General features: G+C 60.7%; 13 protein-coding genes. 7 read left to right on the forward strand and 6 right to left on the reverse strand.

The features are described from left to right. Positions 1-3: 3 nt before the first annotated feature. Positions 4-870 carry a type IV pilus modification PilV family protein gene (locus tag K6T12_RS04480; RefSeq protein WP_222219886.1) on the forward strand — a complete coding sequence of 289 codons (867 nt, stop codon included), beginning with the start codon at positions 4-6 and terminating at the stop codon, positions 868-870. 22 nt (positions 871-892) lie between these two features. Here K6T12_RS04480 and K6T12_RS04485 read toward each other — a convergent pair whose 3' ends face one another. The 5 genes from K6T12_RS04485 to K6T12_RS04505 form a co-directional block, all read right to left on the reverse strand. Beyond that, on the reverse strand, positions 893-1,213 hold the full coding sequence (locus K6T12_RS04485) for a hypothetical protein (RefSeq protein WP_222219888.1): 321 nt from the start codon (positions 1,211-1,213) through the stop codon (positions 893-895). A gap of 158 nt (positions 1,214-1,371) precedes the next feature. Further along, positions 1,372-3,510, reverse strand: coding sequence for a PKD domain-containing protein (locus tag K6T12_RS04490; RefSeq protein WP_222219890.1), 2,139 nt, complete (start codon positions 3,508-3,510; stop codon positions 1,372-1,374). A gap of 681 nt (positions 3,511-4,191) precedes the next feature. Continuing rightward, positions 4,192-5,712, reverse strand: a complete 1,521-nt coding sequence (gene exaC, locus K6T12_RS04495) for an acetaldehyde dehydrogenase ExaC (protein ID WP_222219892.1) — start codon at positions 5,710-5,712, stop codon at positions 4,192-4,194. 313 nt (positions 5,713-6,025) lie between these two features. Next, a complete protein-coding gene (gene yddG, locus K6T12_RS04500; RefSeq protein ID WP_222219894.1) occupies positions 6,026-6,931 on the reverse strand; it encodes an aromatic amino acid exporter YddG in 906 nt (301 codons plus the stop codon). Between the two features lie 140 nt (positions 6,932-7,071). After that, positions 7,072-7,809, reverse strand: coding sequence for an AraC family transcriptional regulator (locus K6T12_RS04505; RefSeq protein WP_222219896.1), 738 nt, complete (start codon positions 7,807-7,809; stop codon positions 7,072-7,074). Positions 7,810-7,990: 181 nt separating this feature from the next. Between K6T12_RS04505 and K6T12_RS04510 the strand changes: the two genes are divergently transcribed. Both K6T12_RS04510 and K6T12_RS04515 read left to right on the forward strand, forming a co-directional pair. Continuing rightward, positions 7,991-8,749 (forward strand): 3',5'-cyclic-nucleotide phosphodiesterase, encoded by a 759-nt coding sequence (locus K6T12_RS04510; protein WP_315853562.1) that lies wholly within the window; start codon positions 7,991-7,993, stop codon positions 8,747-8,749. 94 nt (positions 8,750-8,843) lie between these two features. After that, positions 8,844-9,680 carry a CvfB family protein gene (locus tag K6T12_RS04515; protein WP_222219898.1) on the forward strand — a complete coding sequence of 279 codons (837 nt, stop codon included), beginning with the start codon at positions 8,844-8,846 and terminating at the stop codon, positions 9,678-9,680. 658 nt (positions 9,681-10,338) lie between these two features. Here K6T12_RS04515 and K6T12_RS04520 read toward each other — a convergent pair. Then, complete coding sequence (locus K6T12_RS04520) at positions 10,339-11,163, reverse strand: alpha/beta hydrolase (protein ID WP_222219900.1); 825 nt, start codon at positions 11,161-11,163, stop codon at positions 10,339-10,341. 117 nt (positions 11,164-11,280) lie between these two features. On the opposite strand from K6T12_RS04520, the gene K6T12_RS04525 reads away from it, so the two are divergent. The 4 genes from K6T12_RS04525 (at position 11,281) to K6T12_RS04540 (ending at position 17,328) form a co-directional block, all read left to right on the forward strand. Continuing rightward, positions 11,281-11,610: a hypothetical protein gene (locus tag K6T12_RS04525; RefSeq protein WP_222219902.1), complete on the forward strand. Its 330-nt coding sequence runs from the start codon at positions 11,281-11,283 to the stop codon at positions 11,608-11,610. Between the two features lie 158 nt (positions 11,611-11,768). Then, on the forward strand, positions 11,769-15,029 hold the full coding sequence (locus K6T12_RS04530) for a CHASE domain-containing protein (protein WP_222219904.1): 3,261 nt from the start codon (positions 11,769-11,771) through the stop codon (positions 15,027-15,029). Positions 15,030-15,045: 16 nt separating this feature from the next. Next, entirely contained in the window at positions 15,046-17,037 is a 1,992-nt protein-coding gene (locus tag K6T12_RS04535; RefSeq protein WP_222219906.1) for a putative bifunctional diguanylate cyclase/phosphodiesterase, read from the forward strand. 45 nt (positions 17,038-17,082) lie between these two features. Next, positions 17,083-17,328 (forward strand): hypothetical protein, encoded by a 246-nt coding sequence (locus K6T12_RS04540; RefSeq protein ID WP_222219908.1) that lies wholly within the window; start codon positions 17,083-17,085, stop codon positions 17,326-17,328. The last annotated feature ends 83 nt before the right edge of the window (positions 17,329-17,411 follow it).

The raw sequence follows: 17,411 nt of genomic DNA on the forward strand, positions 1-17,411 counted from the left end.
GCGATGAAATTGCCTCAACACAACCATAAACAACGCGGCGTCTCCCTGGTGGAGTTGCTGGTGACCACCGTGACCGTCTCGTTGGGCCTGATTACCCTGACGAACCTGCAGAATAATTCGCTGCAGGACAACAACCAGAGCAAGGCTCAGACCGAAGCGCTGGCGGTGGCCGAACAGCAATTGGAACAGTTGCGCTATTTCATAACCGACGATGCCTACAGCGACGACATCGTCAACGGCTCGGCCAGCCACAGCGGCACCAATGCCAGTTACAGTATCAGCCGGACGGTGACCAGCAACGCCACCCCCAATTACAAGACGGTCGCCATCACTGTCGGCTGGAGTGATAAGGAGGGCAACCACTCGGTCACGCTGGATTCGATCATCGCGCTGAACGATCCGCTGGAGTCGGGCAAATTGCTCAGCCAGTTGAGTGGTATTGAGTTACCGGCGGAAGAACCGGCAGAGGAAGAGACCCCGGCGGAGGATGAAGAGGCTCCGGTCGAAGAGGAAGAGGCTCCGGCTGAAGAGGAAGAGGCTCCGGCTGAAGAGGAGGAAACGCCGCTGGAGGAGGAAGCCGAACCCTACACCCTGACCATCAGCGGCAGCATTGCCACCTATGGTAGCGGCATTCAGTTCCAAGGGGCCTCGGGCAGTGGCAACTACGGCGTGCAGTGCAACAGCTCGTCCAGCAGTTACGCCTGTATCGTCGGGCCGATTGCCGCCGACGACAGCTGGACCGGCACCATCTCGATAGCCACCAACAAGGTGGTCTGCAACCCGCCGGACCACCCGACCCCCTATACCAATATCACCGGCAACCAGAGCCAGGACTACAACCTGGGCAAGACCGCATCGGACTGTCCCTGATTATCCGGCGGCGGTAGTAACGTTAAATCTCGAACGCGAATTCCGGGTCATGTTCAATGACCCGGTGAAAGTGATCCAGATCCTCTGGATGGCGGTTGAAGGCCTGTTCGATCGCATCACACAGCCGGGTGCAGATCTCCTCCTGTTCGAGTGAGCCCAGGTTCTCGTGGTAGTGGGCCAGCACCTGCGGTTGGATACCGCTCGCCCGCTGCGCATGCTCGCCGGCCAGCATATCGACCTGGCAGACGTTGTAGCCGGATTCGTCGTACAGGCCGACGATCCACTGTTTCAGTCGATCATCGTCCTCGACCACCAGGTCATTCTTGGCAACCAGTTTCATCATCGGATCCTCCCGGTTCGGATATTAGAAAGGATTGCCCAGCCGAGGGATTTCGCCAGTGCCATCCAGCTTTGGCGGGAAACGCCGGATACAAAAAAGCCGACAGTACCAGGCGATTCGCCCGGCGCTGTCGGCTGATTCAGCAAGCGACAAGCGGTGGCTTAGCAGGACTTTTTCTTACCGTTGCAGCCACCGTTGCCGTTGCCACCACTGCCACCGCCGCCACTCCCATCGGTGACATCGACGTTGATCCAGCCACTCCAGTCGGAGCTACCGCTGCCATTCGATGCGCGGACCCGGTAGCGGAAGGTACCGCTGCCGCTGCTGTCGGTGATCGAGGTGGTACTGCCGCCAACCGTCGCGACCAGGGTGTTGCCGCCCCAGCGACCGTTCTTCGGATGCAGGCGTTCACGCTGGACCTCATAGCTGTCCGCGCCGGCCTCACCCTGCCAGGCGACCGTCGCAGTACCGTCACCGTTGTCCAGCGCGCTGACGCCCGAGGGTACCCCCGGCGGCGTTGCCGGCGGTTCACTGACCGTCACCGTCTGGCTGCTGCTGTCGCTGGCACCCTGATCGTCGGTCACGGTCAGGGTCACCGTGTAGCTGCCGGCGGCCGCGTAGCTGTGACTCGGGTTCTGGCTGGTCGAACTGCTGCCGTCGCCGAAATTCCACTGCCAACTCTGTACACTGCCGTCGCTGTCGCTGGACAGGTCGCTGAAACTGCAGCTCAGATCGCTGCAACTGAAGCTGAACTCCGCGATCGGCGCCGCATTGCCATCGCTGACTGTCACCGTCTGGCTGCTGCTATCGCTGGCCCCCTGGTCATCGGTTACCGTCAGGGTCACCGTGTAGCTGCCGGCGGTCGCATAGTTGTGACTCGGGTTCTGGCTGGTAGCGCTGCTGCCGTCACCGAAGCTCCACTGCCAGCCCTGCACGCTGCCGTCGCTATCGCTGGAATTATCCGTGAAGTTGCATGCCAGGCCATTGCAGACCGAGGAGAACGCCGCCACCGGCGGTTGGTTGGTAACAGCTTCCGGCGGTGTGATCAGGCCCCGGATAAAGTACTGCCCCAGGCTGCCGTAGTCTGGATAGGGGGAAGCGGAGTTACCGATGCCGGTCACCTTCAGATAGTAACGACCGGCAGGCACGGAGAGATTCAGCGCCGCATAGGTATCGTCAAGCGGATCGTCGAAGGCCACCAGGTTACCGGACGCATCGAGCAGACTGACTTCGATATCCAGGTTGGCGCCACGGCGGGTGTTGCGATAGAAAGCATCCCAGGCCGGATTCACGGTCAGATCGATCAGGCCGGCGCCGGCATCGAAGTAGAACAGGTCGAAGTCGCTGCCGCGCTCGATGATCCCTTTGTTTTCCGGCGCTTCGTTGTAAGCATCGGTTTCCGGGTTAGTCGCCGCGACTACGCCAGCGGAGTCGACCAGTAGTGGACTGGCACTGAGCAGATCGTCGCCATGATCATCCGCCCGGTAGCCGAGCTTACTGTCGATAATCTGCAGATCGTCCTGGTGTTGGTTGGCACTGACGTAGTCCCCTTTGCTCCACTGGGTGACGTTGTTGTAGTAGCCCGCCCCCATGATCGGTGCCCAGGAGATATAGCCGCTGCCGTGACCGGTGTAATAGCTGCCGCCGGCACCACCATCGTGTGACAGTCCCAGGTTGTGGCCGAACTCATGGGACGAGGCTTCGGCTACATAGGTCGGCCCGCCGTTGCCCAGGTTGTCGAAGTAGACCAGTGCCGGCGAGTAGTAAGAGGCATAACTGGAAATGCCCCAGACCCCGACATAGGCCACCCCGCCAGCCCCCTGCGCCGGCATCGCCTTACCGCTGGCATCACTGTCCTCGGTGATCAGAATCCGCCCGGTATTCGGCCCGAAGCTGGCCGGCGCCTCGGTGGTCACGTCGATATCGAACGGCGCCAGGTCCTCCGCCACCCGGCTCCAGATCTCGGCGATCCGATTGCGCTCGTCGGCGTTGAAACTGGCAGGGTCACCATCCAGGTCGAACGGCAACGCATCCAGCACCGCATGATCACTGTTCCAGGCCGTATTGGTGATCTGGTGGCCATCGAAATCCAGGAACACCACATTGCCGGAACCGGGCTTGCTGTGCAGACTGAACGGATCATCCATCGCCGGCATCGCCAGCTCACCCTCCGGCGGTGCCGGCTCGCCGGCCTCTTCCGCTATCTGTTCAGGCGTATAGGTATCGCTGTAATAGATCCCACCCTCGCCATCGACCCGCAGGTAGTCGATATCGGCTTCCGAGAAAGTGAAACTGTGCAACCAGTTCAGTGCTTGTGCCTGAGCCTGGGGCGGCAACGAACTGAGTGCAGAACGGAGCTGACCGGGGGGGAGTTGTTCGACGGTAAAGGGAGCGTCTGCGCCATACATCCTGGTATTAACTGCCTGCGCGAGCGCCGTCTCGGCTGGCAGTAAAATCGTCACTGATAAGAGGCCGACAGAGAGAGCCACGCTTCTCATCTGGGAATCCTCTCTGGAGGCTGCATACCTCCGGTTGGTAACGGAAAACAAGGTCGGTAAAGACGGGCACCGCCGAGCAATGCCCTGTCACAGATAAAAACCGGTCACCGACCTGCGATCAGGGTTATCTGTATCATAGTCATTACATCTCTATAGAAACTATGTACAGAAAACGGACAGTATACAAACCGAAGTTAAACTTCAATTTTCAGGAGATTACACGGCCTGTATGAACAACTTTCATCAGCGACCGGCGTCATAGCAGCTGTTGACCGGAATACCCGGTGGTTGCTGGGGGGAGGAATGGGAAACACAAATTGCTTTGCCGTAGTTTCAGGGCGGCCAGCACTACCTGTCCGGCACACAACCGCGCTGTAAAGCACCGTTAACTCACAACCAGAAACTGTTAACTCAAATTAACAAAAAACGCCGCCCGGTTGGGCGGCGTGAAAGGCTCGGTCGAGCGTCCGGATAGAACAAGAATCAGAAGAAACCGAGCGGGTTGACGTCGTAGCTGACCAGCAGGTTCTTGGTCTGCTGGTAGTGATCCAGCATCATCTTGTGGGTTTCGCGGCCAACACCGGATTTCTTGTAGCCACCGAAAGCCGCGTGGGCCGGGTAGTGGTGGTAGCAGTTGGTCCAGACACGACCGGCTTCGATGCCACGGCCCATCCGGTAAGCGCGGTTCATATCGCGGGTCCAGACACCGGCACCCAGGCCGAACTCGGTATCGTTGGCGATGGCCAGTGCTTCGGCCTCATCCTTGAAGGTGGTCACCGACACAACCGGGCCGAAGATCTCCTCCTGGAACACCCGCATTTTGTTGTGCCCCTTCAGCAGCGTCGGCTGGATGTAGTAGCCGCTGTCGAAACCGCTGCCCAACTGCTCGGCGCCGCCACCGATCAGGAACTCGGCGCCTTCCTGCTTGCCGATCTCCATGTAGGAGAGGATCTTGTCGAACTGCTCCTGCGAGGCCTGAGCACCCACCATGGTGTCGGTATCCAGCGGGTTACCGCGCTTGATCTGGCTGGAGCGCTCGATCACCCGCTGGATGAAGTCTTCGTAGATGCTCTCCTGGATCAGCAGGCGGGACGGGCAGGTGCATACCTCGCCCTGGTTGAAGAACGCCAGCACGGTGCCTTCGACACACTTGCTCAGGTAGCTGTCCTCGTAGTTCATCACATCTTCGAAGTAGACGTTGGGTGACTTGCCACCCAGCTCAACGGTGGACGGGATGATATTTTCCGCCGCGCACTTCAGGATGTGGGAACCGACCGGGGTGGAACCGGTGAAGGCGATCTTGGCGATCCGCTTGCTGGTCGCCAGCGCCTGGCCGGCTTCCCTACCGAAGCCGTTGACCACGTTCAACACGCCGGCCGGCAGCAGGTCACCGATGACTTCGATCAATTTGAGGATCGACGCCGGGGTCTGCTCAGCCGGTTTCAGCACGATGCAGTTGCCGGCGGCCAGTGCCGGCGCCAGTTTCCAGGCCGCCATCAGCAACGGGAAGTTCCACGGGATGATCTGACCGACCACGCCGAGCGGCTCATGGAAGTGGTAGGCAACGGTGTTCTGGTCGATCTCACCCACCGAACCTTCCTGGGCACGGATACAGCCGGCGAAGTAACGGAAGTGGTCGGCCGACAGCGGCACGTCAGCCGCCAGAGTTTCACGCACCGCCTTACCGTTGTCCCAGGTTTCCGCCACGGCCAGGGCTTCCAGGTTGGCTTCGATACGGTCGGCGATTTTCAGCAGGATGTTGGAACGCTCGGTAACCGAGGTACGGCCCCAGGCGTCCTTCGCGGCGTGAGCGGCGTCCAGCGCCAGCTCGATATCCTCGGCGGTGGAACGCGGCACCTCACAAATCACCTGACCAGTGACCGGCGTGGTGTTCTGGAAATACTCTCCCTTCACCGGCGCGACCCATTCGCCTCCGATGAAGTTGTCATAACGGGATTTGAATGAAACGACGGACCCTTCGGTACCTGGCTGTGCGTAAATCATGGTTCTTAGCCTCTTTGTTTTTATCTGCCTAAGCGAACACGGTAGGACGATCTGTATGCCTGCATCTTAGCCAGCGGCGGGAAGAACCAGATATGGTGCGTTGGGCCAGAAAAACTACTCATTTAGTACTAGTTTTCCTGCCGGACACCGGTAGTGAACATCGATTTGGCCATCCTGACTGGCAGCGGGGAAACAACCGTCCCGGTTATCGTTCCGGGCCGGCAGCTGCGCAAGCCAGCCACTCTTACCAAGGCTTGCCAACCGACCCGGACCCACACTATAGACACAGAGCGCACCGGCGGTCGACTAAAAATCAACCGGCCGGCCGCCGGCGCCCCAACACCCCGGCGATCAACGCACCCACCACGATCGCGCCACAGGCGAACAGCACCCGGCTGCTGCCCTGCGCCTGGCCGGCGGCGATCAGCAGCAGCGTCGAGATCAGCGGCGCGCTGTAGGCCAGCACGCCGAGCAGCTGCAGATTGCCGTGCTTGATGCCGTAGTCCCAGGTGAAAAACGCGATGCCGACCGGCCCCAGCCCCAGGCCGAGCACGCCCAACCACTGCAGCGTCGTCACCGGCCAGACAGTCTGCTCCCAGGCGAAGTGGCAGCACCAGGCCAGCAGCGCGGTGGCGCCACAGAACCAGCCGACGGTATCGGTCGGCACCGCCTTGAACAATCGGCTGGCAACCGAATAGCCCGACCAAATCAACGCACAGGCCGCCGCCGCCAGGTAACCGATCAGGTACTGTGCGTCGAAACTGCCTCCGGCGCCGATCAGCACCCAGCAACCGGCCAGCGACAGCAAGGCGCCCAGGAGATGAGCCAGCCGCAGTTGTTCGCCGGGTAACAGCGCCGACAGCAGCACGATCAGCAGCGGCCAGAGGTAGGCCAGCAAGCTGGCCTCCACCGCCGGCGCCCGGCCCAACGCAATGAAGTAAAACAGGTGGTAGCCGAACAGCCCGCCGATACCGAGCAGCCAGACCGGCGCCGGCTGGCGCAGGTAGCGCAGCGGGTTCTGCCCCAGCAGCGCCCACTTCACCAGCATGCAGCAGAACGCCAGGGTAAACGTCATCGCCAACAGCTGAAATTCAGGGATCCTGCCGCCGGTCAAAGTCGTCAGCAGGGCCAGTGCGCCCCACAGCAGGATGGAAACGAAACCGATCGCAGTGGCCGGGCCGGTGGTGGCCGGTTTTTCGGTTTGGCTCAGGGTGGTCATCGATCAGTTCGGCTCCTTTATCTGCTCTGGTAGTCGCCAGCGTCATTCAAACAACACTGGATCTGGAAAGCACCAGCATAAAGGATCCGGCGTAACCCAACTTTGCCGAGCCGGCGCGATTGTTTGCCGTTCCGGCGCTGCTAGCCGAGCTGCCGGGCGCGCAACTGGCGCGGCGAACAACCGAAGTGACGGGAAAAACGGTTGCTGAACGCCGATAGATTAGCGTAGCCACAGCGCTCGGCCACCTGCTGCACGCTGAGTCCGCCGGCGGACAGCAGCTCGCGAGCCCGCTGCATCCGCACCGCCAGCAGGTACTGCTGCGGCGTGCAATCGAACTGGCGGCGGAACAGCGCATTGAGCTGACGTACGCTCAGGTGGGCCACCTGCGCCAGTTCTGCTATGCGCAACGGGCGGTCCAGGTTTTGTTCCAGGTAGTCCCGCGCCCGCGCCAGCCGTTGGTCGACCGGCAACGCCTCGCCGAACCGCTCCGCCAGCAGCTGCACCAGCAGGAGCAGCATCGAGCGGGCCGGCCCCGCCCCATCGAGCGCCGAGCCACGCCGGCACTCATGCCCCAGGAACTGCAGATAGTGGTTCAACCCGGTATCCAGCTCGACAAAGGCTGGCAGCCGCGTCAGCTCCGGCGCCAGTGCCGCCGGCAGGTCAGCCACCATGAAACAGTTGTCGCCCCGGGCGGCGAAACCGTGCTCGGCACCGGCCGGAATAATCGCCGCCTGGCGAGCGGTCACCTCGCCGTCCCGGCGCTCCACCTCCATCTCCAGGCAGCCGGCCAGCGGCAGTACCAGCTGATGGTAGTCATGCCGGTGGCGATGGGTTTCAGCTTGGTAACTGCGCAGATCCAGCGTCAGTACTGCAGACATTGTGGCGCCCCCAGGTTGCAAAACCGCGTTGAACGAACTGTGCTAAAGACAGAGCCTGTATAGGGGTACCTGCCGGCTTTGCCGGCAAAAACGGGCAGATCCGATATTTCCCTCCCCCAGGCTCGGTATTATCTGCCATAATGGCGGCTCTCTGGAATATTTGAGTAGTAGGCAAGGTCAGGTGAAGCTGGAGATTCTCGGCTGCAGCGGCGGTATCGGCAAAGGGCTGAAGACCACCACCTTCCTGGTGGACGGGGAACTGCTGATCGACGCCGGTACCGGTATCGAACTGCTGGATATGGCGCAGATGCTGGCGATTCGCCATCTGGTGATCAGCCACGCCCATATCGACCATATCGCCGGTCTGCCGCTGATGCTGGCCACCATCTACGATGCCCACCAGCATCCGATCGACGTCTACGCGCTGCCGGAAGTAACACAGGCGCTGCGCGAACATATCTTCAACTGGACCCTGTGGCCCGATTACACCCAACTGCCGGAACAGGCACCGATTCTGCGGTTGCACGAGATCCGGGTCGGCGAACAGATCGAGTTGGCCGGTAAACGGATCACCGCCCTGCCGGCCCACCACCCGACCCCCACGGTCGGCTACCTGATCAACGACGGCCAGGCCAGTTTCGCTTTCAGTGGTGACAACGGGGTCAATCCGGCGCTGTGGCCGATCCTGAACCGGGCCAAGCCGGAGCTGTTGATCATCGATGTGTCGTTCACCGACGACGTACAGGAACTAGCCACCCTCAGCGGTCACCTGACGCCGAGCCAGCTGGCCGACGAGCTGGCCCAGTTCAGCCATGACTGCCCGATCCGCATCACCCACCTGAAGCCGGGCTTCGAGCAGCAGATCATCGATCGCTGCCGGCAGCTGGTGCCGGATCGGCCGATCCAGGCACTGCTGCACGGCGAAACCATCGACTTCTGAATAGAAGCGAAAATAATCGTTGGACAAGCATTCCGGCGGCAAGGCCGGTATCATTCCCCCTGTCATTGATAACCCCGTCCGAGGACTGAACAGCATGCCCGCCATTGGCCAGTACAATACCCTGCGCGCCATCAAAGAACGTGACTTCGGCCTGTATCTCGACGGCTACGAGCTGGGCGAAATCCTGCTGCCGCGCCGTTACGTACCGCAAGGTACCGAAGTTGGCGACAAGCTGGAGGTGTTCATCTACCTGGACTCGGAAGACTACCTGATCGCCACCACCGAAAAGCCGCTGGCCACCGTCGGCCAGTTCACCTGCCTGCGGGTCAACGACGTCAACCGCACCGGCGCGTTCCTCGACTGGGGCCTGCCGAAAGACCTGCTGGTACCGTTCGGCGAGCAGAAGAAAACCCTGAAAAAGGGCGAGCGGGCGATCGTCTATATCTATCTGGACCCGGCCAGCGACCGGATCGCCGCCAGCACCAAGCTGAACAAGTTCATCGACAACGGGCCACATGACTACACAGCCGGCCAGCCGGTCAAATTGCTGGTCGGCGACCACACCGATATCGGCTACGTAGCAATCATCGACAATCAGTACAGCGGCGTGATCTACGACAACGATGCCTACCGGCCGCTACGCTACGGCGAGCAGATCGACGGCTTCATCAAGAATGTCCGTCCGGACGGCAAGATCAACCTGGTGCTGCACAAGCCCGGCTTCGGCAAGGTCGAAGGCATCGCCGGGGATATTCTGGACCGGCTGAAAGAGGAAGGCGGCTTCATGGCGGTCAACGACAAGAGCAGCCCGAAACTGATCGCCGACCTGTTCGGCACCAGCAAAAAGAGCTTCAAGATGGCGATCGGAACCCTCTACAAGCAGCGCCTGATCACCATCGAAGAGGGCGGCATCCGGCTGAACGAGGACTAAGGTCCTAAAAGCCACAAGCGGTAAGCGGTAAGCGGTAAGCGGTAAGCGGTAAGCGGTAAGCAGCTTGTCGAGCCGGATGCTCCGGCAGCCAGGTCAGCATCCTACAGGCTCGGTTGTAGATACCATCTCTCGATTCCTGCTACAACGGCATTCCAAGGCAGTCGCCGCAGGGTACGCTCTTTGTAGGGTCGGACCCGGCCGACCAAACGCCGGCAGGCGCTGCAGCGGTGGCGCCCCAAGTCGCTCCCTACAGGGTTCGTTCTTCGTAGCAGCCCACTCTGTGGGCGACAGGCCGCGAACTTCGAAAGAATCGCCGAGGGTCGCGGTCGGAGCCCGCTGCTACGAAGGTCCAAGCTTCGTAGCAGCCCGCTCCGAGGGCGACACCCGCGAACTTCGAAAGAATCGCCGAGGGTCGCGGTCGGAGCCCGCGGCTACGAAGGTCCAAGCTTCGTAGCAGCCCGCTCCGAGGGCGACACCCGCGAACTTCGAAAGAATCGCCGAGGGTCGCGGTCGGAGCCCGCGGCTACGAAGGCCCAAGCTTAGTAGCAGCCCGCTCCGAGGGCGACAGGAATCAAGAGGCAAAACCTGATGCCGGTCGCGATCGGTACCCAAAGGGCATGCCAAGCCCCCTCTACAGGTCCGCATCCGGCTGCAAAAATCACCGTCCCTCCCCGGCCACGAACGCCATCACCTCCGTCCACCAGCTTTCCGATGCCGCCAACGGCCAATTGTTATGGTCGCTGTCGGCAAAGATCCACCGCCGCTTGTCGGTGGCCAGGCTATCGAACAACCGCTGCGAATGTGGGCCCGGTACCACCTGGTCCCGGTCAGCCACCAGCACTGCCACCCGTCCCCGGTAGTGACGCAGGTTGGCGACGCTGTCATAGTGATCACGCACCAGCCAGCGTGCCGGCAGCAAGGGATAGTGATGCTGCGCCAGCTCGGCCAGTGAATCCCAGGGCGCCAGCAGGATCAGCCCGGCGACCGGTTGCTCGCTGGCGGCCACCGCCGCCGCCGTCACCCCGGCCCCCAGCGATTCACCGAACAGATAGAGCGGCTCGCCATACTGCTGCCGGGCCAGTTGCAATGTCCGTTGCAGATCGGCCACCAGCACCGCCTGTGACGGCCTGCCCGGTCGGCCGCCATAGCCTGGATATTCGACCAGCAGTACCCGGTACCCCAGCGGCCGCAATGCGTCGATGTAGAAATGCCGGTGGCGGGCCGAACCGGCATTGCCGTGCACCACCAGTACCGTGCCCTTGGCATCTGCCGGCGCTAAGGCATCGACCAGACCGCGATATGCATCGCCGCCTGCCGGCCAGAATTTCAGATGGAGCGATGCCAGTTGCTCAGCTGTAGGCCGGTCGCTATCCGGCAGGTAGATCAGCCGGCGCTGTCCCCACCAGAGCAGCACCACAACCAGCAGATAGACCAGCAGCAATACCCCAAGCCACCGGCCCAGTGAATTCAACAGGCTTTCCAACGGCCACCCCTCTTTCCCAATCTGCACTCACTATAGTCAGCCTCGGTGGAAAGCGCGGAGCAGCCCGAACAGCGTAACCGTGCGAATTTTCGCAACAGTCTGTCTAACGAGACCTGATTGATCAACAAACAAACAACAGTATCCTATCAACACTCCCATCAAGCAGGCGGCATCGAAATGAAAGCACGTACCAAGAAGCTGTTGTTGGCGACCACCCTGAGCATTGTCAGCACAGTGGCTTCAGCATCGGAAACAGATTGGCAGGAGGTTAATAGCGTCGAAGGTATTGCGCATGCTGTGCTGGCAACCCGTGCCGAAATAACCGCCACCATCGGTAAACTTCAGCTCGCCGAAAACCTGCCTGTCGAGAGATGCGACGTGCTGCTGGAGTTCGACCCGGTTCAGTATCGCACCCGCTTGAATCAAGCGCAGTCCTCCTTCGCCTAGAGCGACAAGGGCCGACCTGTGCCACCTGTTTCCGCTCGCTTCTCCTGAAAGGTTCTATACTTGACGAGACTCCGTCAAAGCCAGCAGGGACGCCGATGGCGGCATCCCTCCGGTACTGTCAGTTAGCCACCTGAAATCTCTCAGGAGGAACATGGAAGATGTTCGGATCTCAGCTATGGAAGGCGATCTTTTCCCTCGAAAGAGCCCCGAATATCGGCGCCGCCTTCCGCAAGCCCGTTCCGGGCGTCCTGCTAGCAGCATTGCCGTTGCTGCTTATCACGCTGTGGCTGTGGAAAGTCTCTCAGGAGGGGGTACAGGAGGCCGCCCGCGCACGCTTTGAGTTCAGGGTCAGCGAAACCCTGTTTGCCATTCAGCAACGGCTGTTGGCGTACGAACAGGTGCTGCGCGGTGGTATCAGCCTATTCGCCTCCAGCAAAAAGGTGACGCGGGATGAATGGCACACCTATGTGCACAACCTGGATATAAACACCAATTATCCCGGCATCCAGGGGCTTGGCTTCTCGCGGCGAATCCTGCCGACTCAACGTGATGCGTATATCCAGGCAGTACGTGCCGAGGGCTTTGCCGACTATAACCTCTGGCCCGCCGGGCAGCGGGATGAATACACCGCCATCGTTTATCTGGAACCGTTCGACTGGCGCAACCAGCGTGCTTTCGGCTACGACATGTTCTCTGAGCCGGTACGTCACGAAGCCATGGTACGCGCGCGCGACAGTGGCCTGCCGGCTGTATCGGGCAAAGTCACTCTGGTGCAGGAAACCGGCCAAGAGGTTCAGCACGGTTTTCTGATGTATCTGCCGCTCTATCCGAAGGGAGAAACGCCGGCTACCGTCGAGCTGCGCCGGGCGGCGCTGATCGGCTACATCTACAGTCCGTTTCGGATGAATGACTTGATGCATGGCATCCTCGGTGAGAAGGAGTTGATCGATACGCGCCTGCAGATCTTCGATGCGCAGATCGCCGACAGCAACCTGATGTACGACAGTTTGGAGAGCGGAGAGAAAGACTATCAGGCATCCTTCTCCTCGTTGCATACCTTAGAGTTTGACGGCCGAAACTGGCACTTGCGCTTCAGCTCCCTGCCTGCGTTCGAAGCTACCATTGATCTGCAGAAACCCCGCTGGGTACTGATTAGCGGCCTGCTCGGCAGCGGCCTGTTTACGGCCGTCATTTGGGCACTCTCATTGAACCGTCGCCGCGCGCGTGAACTGACTGCAACCAACGACGAACTGAAGATGGAGATTGCCGAGCGTCGCAAACTGACCCGGCAGCTGCAGCAAGCCAAGAACGACGCCGAAGCCGCCAACCTGGCCAAGAGCGAGTTTTTGGCCAATGTCAGCCATGAGCTGCGTACCCCGCTGACGCTGATCCTGTCCCCACTTGAACAGCTACTGGCCCAGGCGGAGACCTCGCCACAGTGGCGTAATCCGCTGGAGCGGGTACAGCGCAACGCCCTGTTGCTGCTGAACCGGGTCAGCGAGATCCTGGACTTCGCCAAAGCCGAGGCCGGCAAGTTCGATGTCGATTGGCAAGCGGTGGACCTGCCGGCGCGGCTGTCACCACTGATCGAAGACGCCGCCGAAGTGGCCCGGCGGAAAGGCTGCAGGCTAAGCTACCGCTTCGCCGAGTCGCTGAAGACGGTCTGGCTGGACCCAGACCTGTTTGAAAAGATCGCCATGAACCTGCTCGGCAACGCCCTCAAGTTCACCCCCGAAGATGGCGAGATCCTGCTGGAGATCCGGCTGCTGAATGATGACCGGTTCGAGTTCGCCGTATTCAACTCCGGCCCTGGCATCCGTCGAGAATATCAGGCCAGACTGTTCCAACGCTTCCAGCAAGGCGATGCCTCCTCCACTCGCCGCCATGGCGGCACCGGGATCGGCCTGGCACTGGTCAAGGAACTGACCGAGCTGATGGGCGGCCGTGTCGGCGTGGAGAGTGAGCCTGACCAAGGGGTCCGCTTTTTCATCCAACTGCCTTGTGGCTCTGCACGTCTCAACAACTTGGCGGCCCCCACCATAACCGAATCGCCGCTACCCCAGACCGGGCAGATCGGCGTTTTGCGACGCGCCCGTTTCCTGGAAAGCGCCCCCCAGCAATTGACAACCTTGCGCGAACCCGTTGCCGGGAACGGCGTCCCGGTGGTTCTGGTGGTCGATGACACCCCCGATATGCGCGCCTACATCAGCGAACTGCTGACTGCCGATTATCAGGTACTGGCGGCGGCCGATGGCGAACAGGCCTGGCAGCTACTGCAGGGCCGCCACATCGATATCGTGGTATCGGATGTGATGATGCCGAAGCTCGATGGCCTCGGCCTGACCCAACGCATCAAGTCCAGCAGCAGCCTGAGCCACTTGCCGGTCATTCTGGTGACCGCCCGAGGCGGAAGCGAAGCCAGCGTATCGGGCCTGGAGTCCGGCGCCGATGACTACATCGCCAAACCCTTCTGCGCCGATGAACTCAGGGCCCGGGTCCGCTCGGCGCTGCGTATGGCCCGGATTCAGGCCCAATTGCGCGATAAATCCCGCGAGGCCGGAATGGCGATTCTGGCTGCCGGCATTCTGCATAATCTCGGTAACGCCCTGAATGGGATTACCGTCACCTCCTCCCTGTTACGGGACAAACTGTGCCGGTCGAAAATCCCCAGGCTTCAGCAGGTCAGCGAACTGCTCCGGCAACATGAAGGCTCGCTGGCCGAGTTCCTGAGCCGGGACCCGCAGGGCAAGCTGTTGCCCGACTACCTGCAACAGCTCAGTGAACATCTGGCAGCCGAGCGGATCGAGCTGCTTCGGGATGTCGACTCGCTGCACGCACATACCGAGCATGCAACCGGGGTAGTGACGGCCCATCAGCAGTTCGCCAGCCAGCAAGGCCTGCAGGAAGTGGTCTCGGCAAACGACATCATGGAGATGGCCCTGACCCTCGCTCTGGCCGGCACCGGTACGGACGGTATCCGTATTGAACGGGATTATCAGTACAACGGCGCACTGGCCATGGACCGGCACAAGGTCTTGCAGATCCTCATCAACCTGCTGCTCAATGCCGCCCAGTCCTTGCGGGCTGCGGCACGCACGGATGGATGTGTCACCGTCAGTACCAGCTGCGAACAGGGCCTGATCAACTTCGAGGTGAGCGACAACGGCGTCGGCGTCGATAGCGCAAACCTGCCGAAGCTGTTCTGCCAGGGCTTTACCACCAAAGGGAACGGCCATGGCTTCGGCCTGCACCTGAGCGCGACCTGGGCGCTCGAGATGGGCGGCTCACTGAACTGCCACAGCGATGGTCCGGGCCAGGGCGCGACATTCCGGCTGGAACTGCCCACCAACCTGCAATGCCAGACCTGTTCCACCCGCACCGAATGTAACAACAGCGTCCATGTTGACGGTGTTATCTGATCTGGAGGAACGCACTGTGTCCCCTAAAGAGATCGCTCTAGCAGTGACCGACAGCCCCCAGAGTGGCAAGCGAACGGCGTTCGACCCGCCCACTGTCCCCCGTATCCTGGTGATCGACGACAACTCTGCCATTCTGGATGCCTTCCAGAAGATCTTCACGGAGAGTTCCAGAGCCGATAGCAGAGTGGAGAGACTCAATGATCTTGAAACCAGCCTGTTCGGCGGCAGTACAGCCCCCCACCCCAGGCCGCCCTCATTTCAGGTCGACCTGATCGCCGATGGCGAAGAGGGGCGTGACCGTGTCCAACGGGCGGTCCACGAGGGAGCCCCCTACTCGGTTGCCTTTGTGGATATTCGAATGCCCGGTGGTTGGAACGGCCTCAAAACCATTGAAGAGTTATGGCGGGTCGATCCGAACATACAAGTGGTGATCTGCACCGCCTATAGCGACTATTCCTGGCACCAGATCGTTGCCCGTCTGGGCCGCTCGGATCGCATGTTGATACTGCGCAAGCCATTCGAGCATATCGAAGTGATTCAACTTGCCTGCGCACTGTCGGACAAATGGCAGCTGCTCAAGGAACGCCAATCGCGGCTGGCAGAGCTGGAACTGCGGGTCGAGGAACGGACCCGCCATCTGCGCAAGGCGCTGGGGGTACGCAAGGCCTATGAAAAACGGCTACACCATCAAGCCAATTACGATTCGCTGACCGGTCTGCCAAACCGGAATTTGCTGTTTGACCACCTACAGCAGGCCCTGGTGCGAGCACAGCACGGCGGCAGTATGATTGCGGTGGTGTTTCTGGACCTGGACCGCTTTAAGCTGATCAACGACAGCCTGGGCCATGACACCGGCGATGCGCTGCTAAAATGTGTGGCTAAGCGGTTGAGCAGCGTGCTACGTGTGGAGGATACCCTGTCCCGACCAAGCGGCGACGAATTCGTCATCCTGCTGGAAGGTCTACAGACTGAGCAGCAGATCCAGCAGCTTGCGGAGCGGATAAGACGTTCGCTGAAAGCCCCCTTTTCCCTGTCCGGTCAGGCGTTCTTCATCAACGCCAGTATCGGTATCAGCTGTTATCCCGAGGACGGCGATAACGCCGCAACCCTGCTGAAGCAAGCCGATACCGCCCTGCACCGGGTAAAGGATCTGGGCCGGGACGGAATCCAGTTCTTCGCCTCGGAGATGAGTCGACAGGTGGAGCAACGGCTAACCCTGGCCAACAGTCTCTGCGGCGCACTGGAGCGCAACGAACTGGAACTGTACTACCAGCCCCAGGTCGATTTGCAGAGTGGCGCCATTGTCGGCGCCGAGGCGCTGTTGCGCTGGCACCACGCCGATCGGGGCATGATTCCCCCCACCGAATTCATTCCACTGGCCGAGGAAACCGGCCTGATCGTGCCGATCGGCGAATGGGTGCTGCGCCAGGCCTGCCGCCAGGCCAGAACCTGGCAACAGATGGGCCTGCCGCCGCTGACTATTTCGGTCAATCTGTCGACCCGCCAATTTCTGCAGGCAGACCTGAAGCAACGCATCGTACAGGCACTGGAAGAAACCGGCTTGGCGGCGCGCTATCTGGAACTGGAGATTACCGAAAGCCACCTGATGCATGACACCAACGGCGCCATCTCCACACTGCAAGCCCTGAAGGAGATCGGAGTCCGGATGGCGGTGGACGATTTCGGTACTGGTTACTCCTCGCTCAACTACCTCAAGTGCCTGCCACTGGATCGGTTGAAGATCGATAAATCGTTCGTCCAGGATATCCTCAACGTTCCCGGTGATCGCGCGATCGCCCAGGCGATCATCGCCCTGGCCCATAACCTGCAACTGGAGGTGATCGCGGAAGGTGTCGAAACCCAAGGGCAGCAAGACTTTCTCAAGGACAAGCGGTGCAACCTCATGCAAGGCTACTATTTCTCCAAACCTCTGCCCGCCAGCGAGATAACCCGTCTGCTGTGCAACAACCTGGCCGGCCGGCGCAGAGCGTTCATTGACTCGGAATAGCCGTTCGCCGGTTATATCCTGTTAGGCAGCGGTTTCATCATCCCGATGTTCGCCGGCAGCGTGCTGGATTTCGACAGCGCCGACAGCGTCCGGCTGATCCTGCCCAGCAGCCTGCAGATGCCGCTCAGTGCCGGACTGATTAGCGAGAGTCTGAAACAGCAGGTTGCCACACTGGCCACCAACACCGCCGTCCTGTCGCTGATCGGCCTGGTGCTCTGCGCCCTGCCGGTGGTGTTGAAACTGAAATTGATCCAGAAGAAGAGTGGCTGGAGTGCTGCCAAGCTGGATTAGCTATATCGACGGCGATCCGCACAGCCGGGCGCAGACATAAAAAAACCGGGCACGAGGCCCGGTAAGTACCAGGGATGAGCATG

Origin of the sequence: Marinobacterium arenosum, from assembly GCF_019795155.1 — a bacterium.
GTDB classification, from domain to species: domain Bacteria; phylum Pseudomonadota; class Gammaproteobacteria; order Pseudomonadales; family Balneatricaceae; genus Marinobacterium_C; species Marinobacterium_C arenosum.

Excerpts from the sequence above, each read along its gene's own strand:
- K6T12_RS04505 (WP_222219896.1), bottom strand. The coding sequence starts at position 7,809 with ATGTCTGCAGTACTGACGCTGGATCTGCGCAGTTACCAAGCTGAAACC.
- yddG (WP_222219894.1), bottom strand. The coding sequence starts at position 6,931 with ATGACCACCCTGAGCCAAACCGAAAAACCGGCCACCACCGGCCCGGCC.
- K6T12_RS04540 (WP_222219908.1), top strand. The coding sequence starts at position 17,083 with ATGTTCGCCGGCAGCGTGCTGGATTTCGACAGCGCCGACAGCGTCCGG.
- exaC (WP_222219892.1), bottom strand. The coding sequence starts at position 5,712 with ATGATTTACGCACAGCCAGGTACCGAAGGGTCCGTCGTTTCATTCAAA.
- K6T12_RS04530 (WP_222219904.1), top strand. The coding sequence starts at position 11,769 with ATGTTCGGATCTCAGCTATGGAAGGCGATCTTTTCCCTCGAAAGAGCC.
- K6T12_RS04485 (WP_222219888.1), bottom strand. The coding sequence starts at position 1,213 with ATGATGAAACTGGTTGCCAAGAATGACCTGGTGGTCGAGGACGATGAT.
- K6T12_RS04480 (WP_222219886.1), top strand. The coding sequence starts at position 4 with ATGAAATTGCCTCAACACAACCATAAACAACGCGGCGTCTCCCTGGTG.
- K6T12_RS04515 (WP_222219898.1), top strand. The coding sequence starts at position 8,844 with ATGCCCGCCATTGGCCAGTACAATACCCTGCGCGCCATCAAAGAACGT.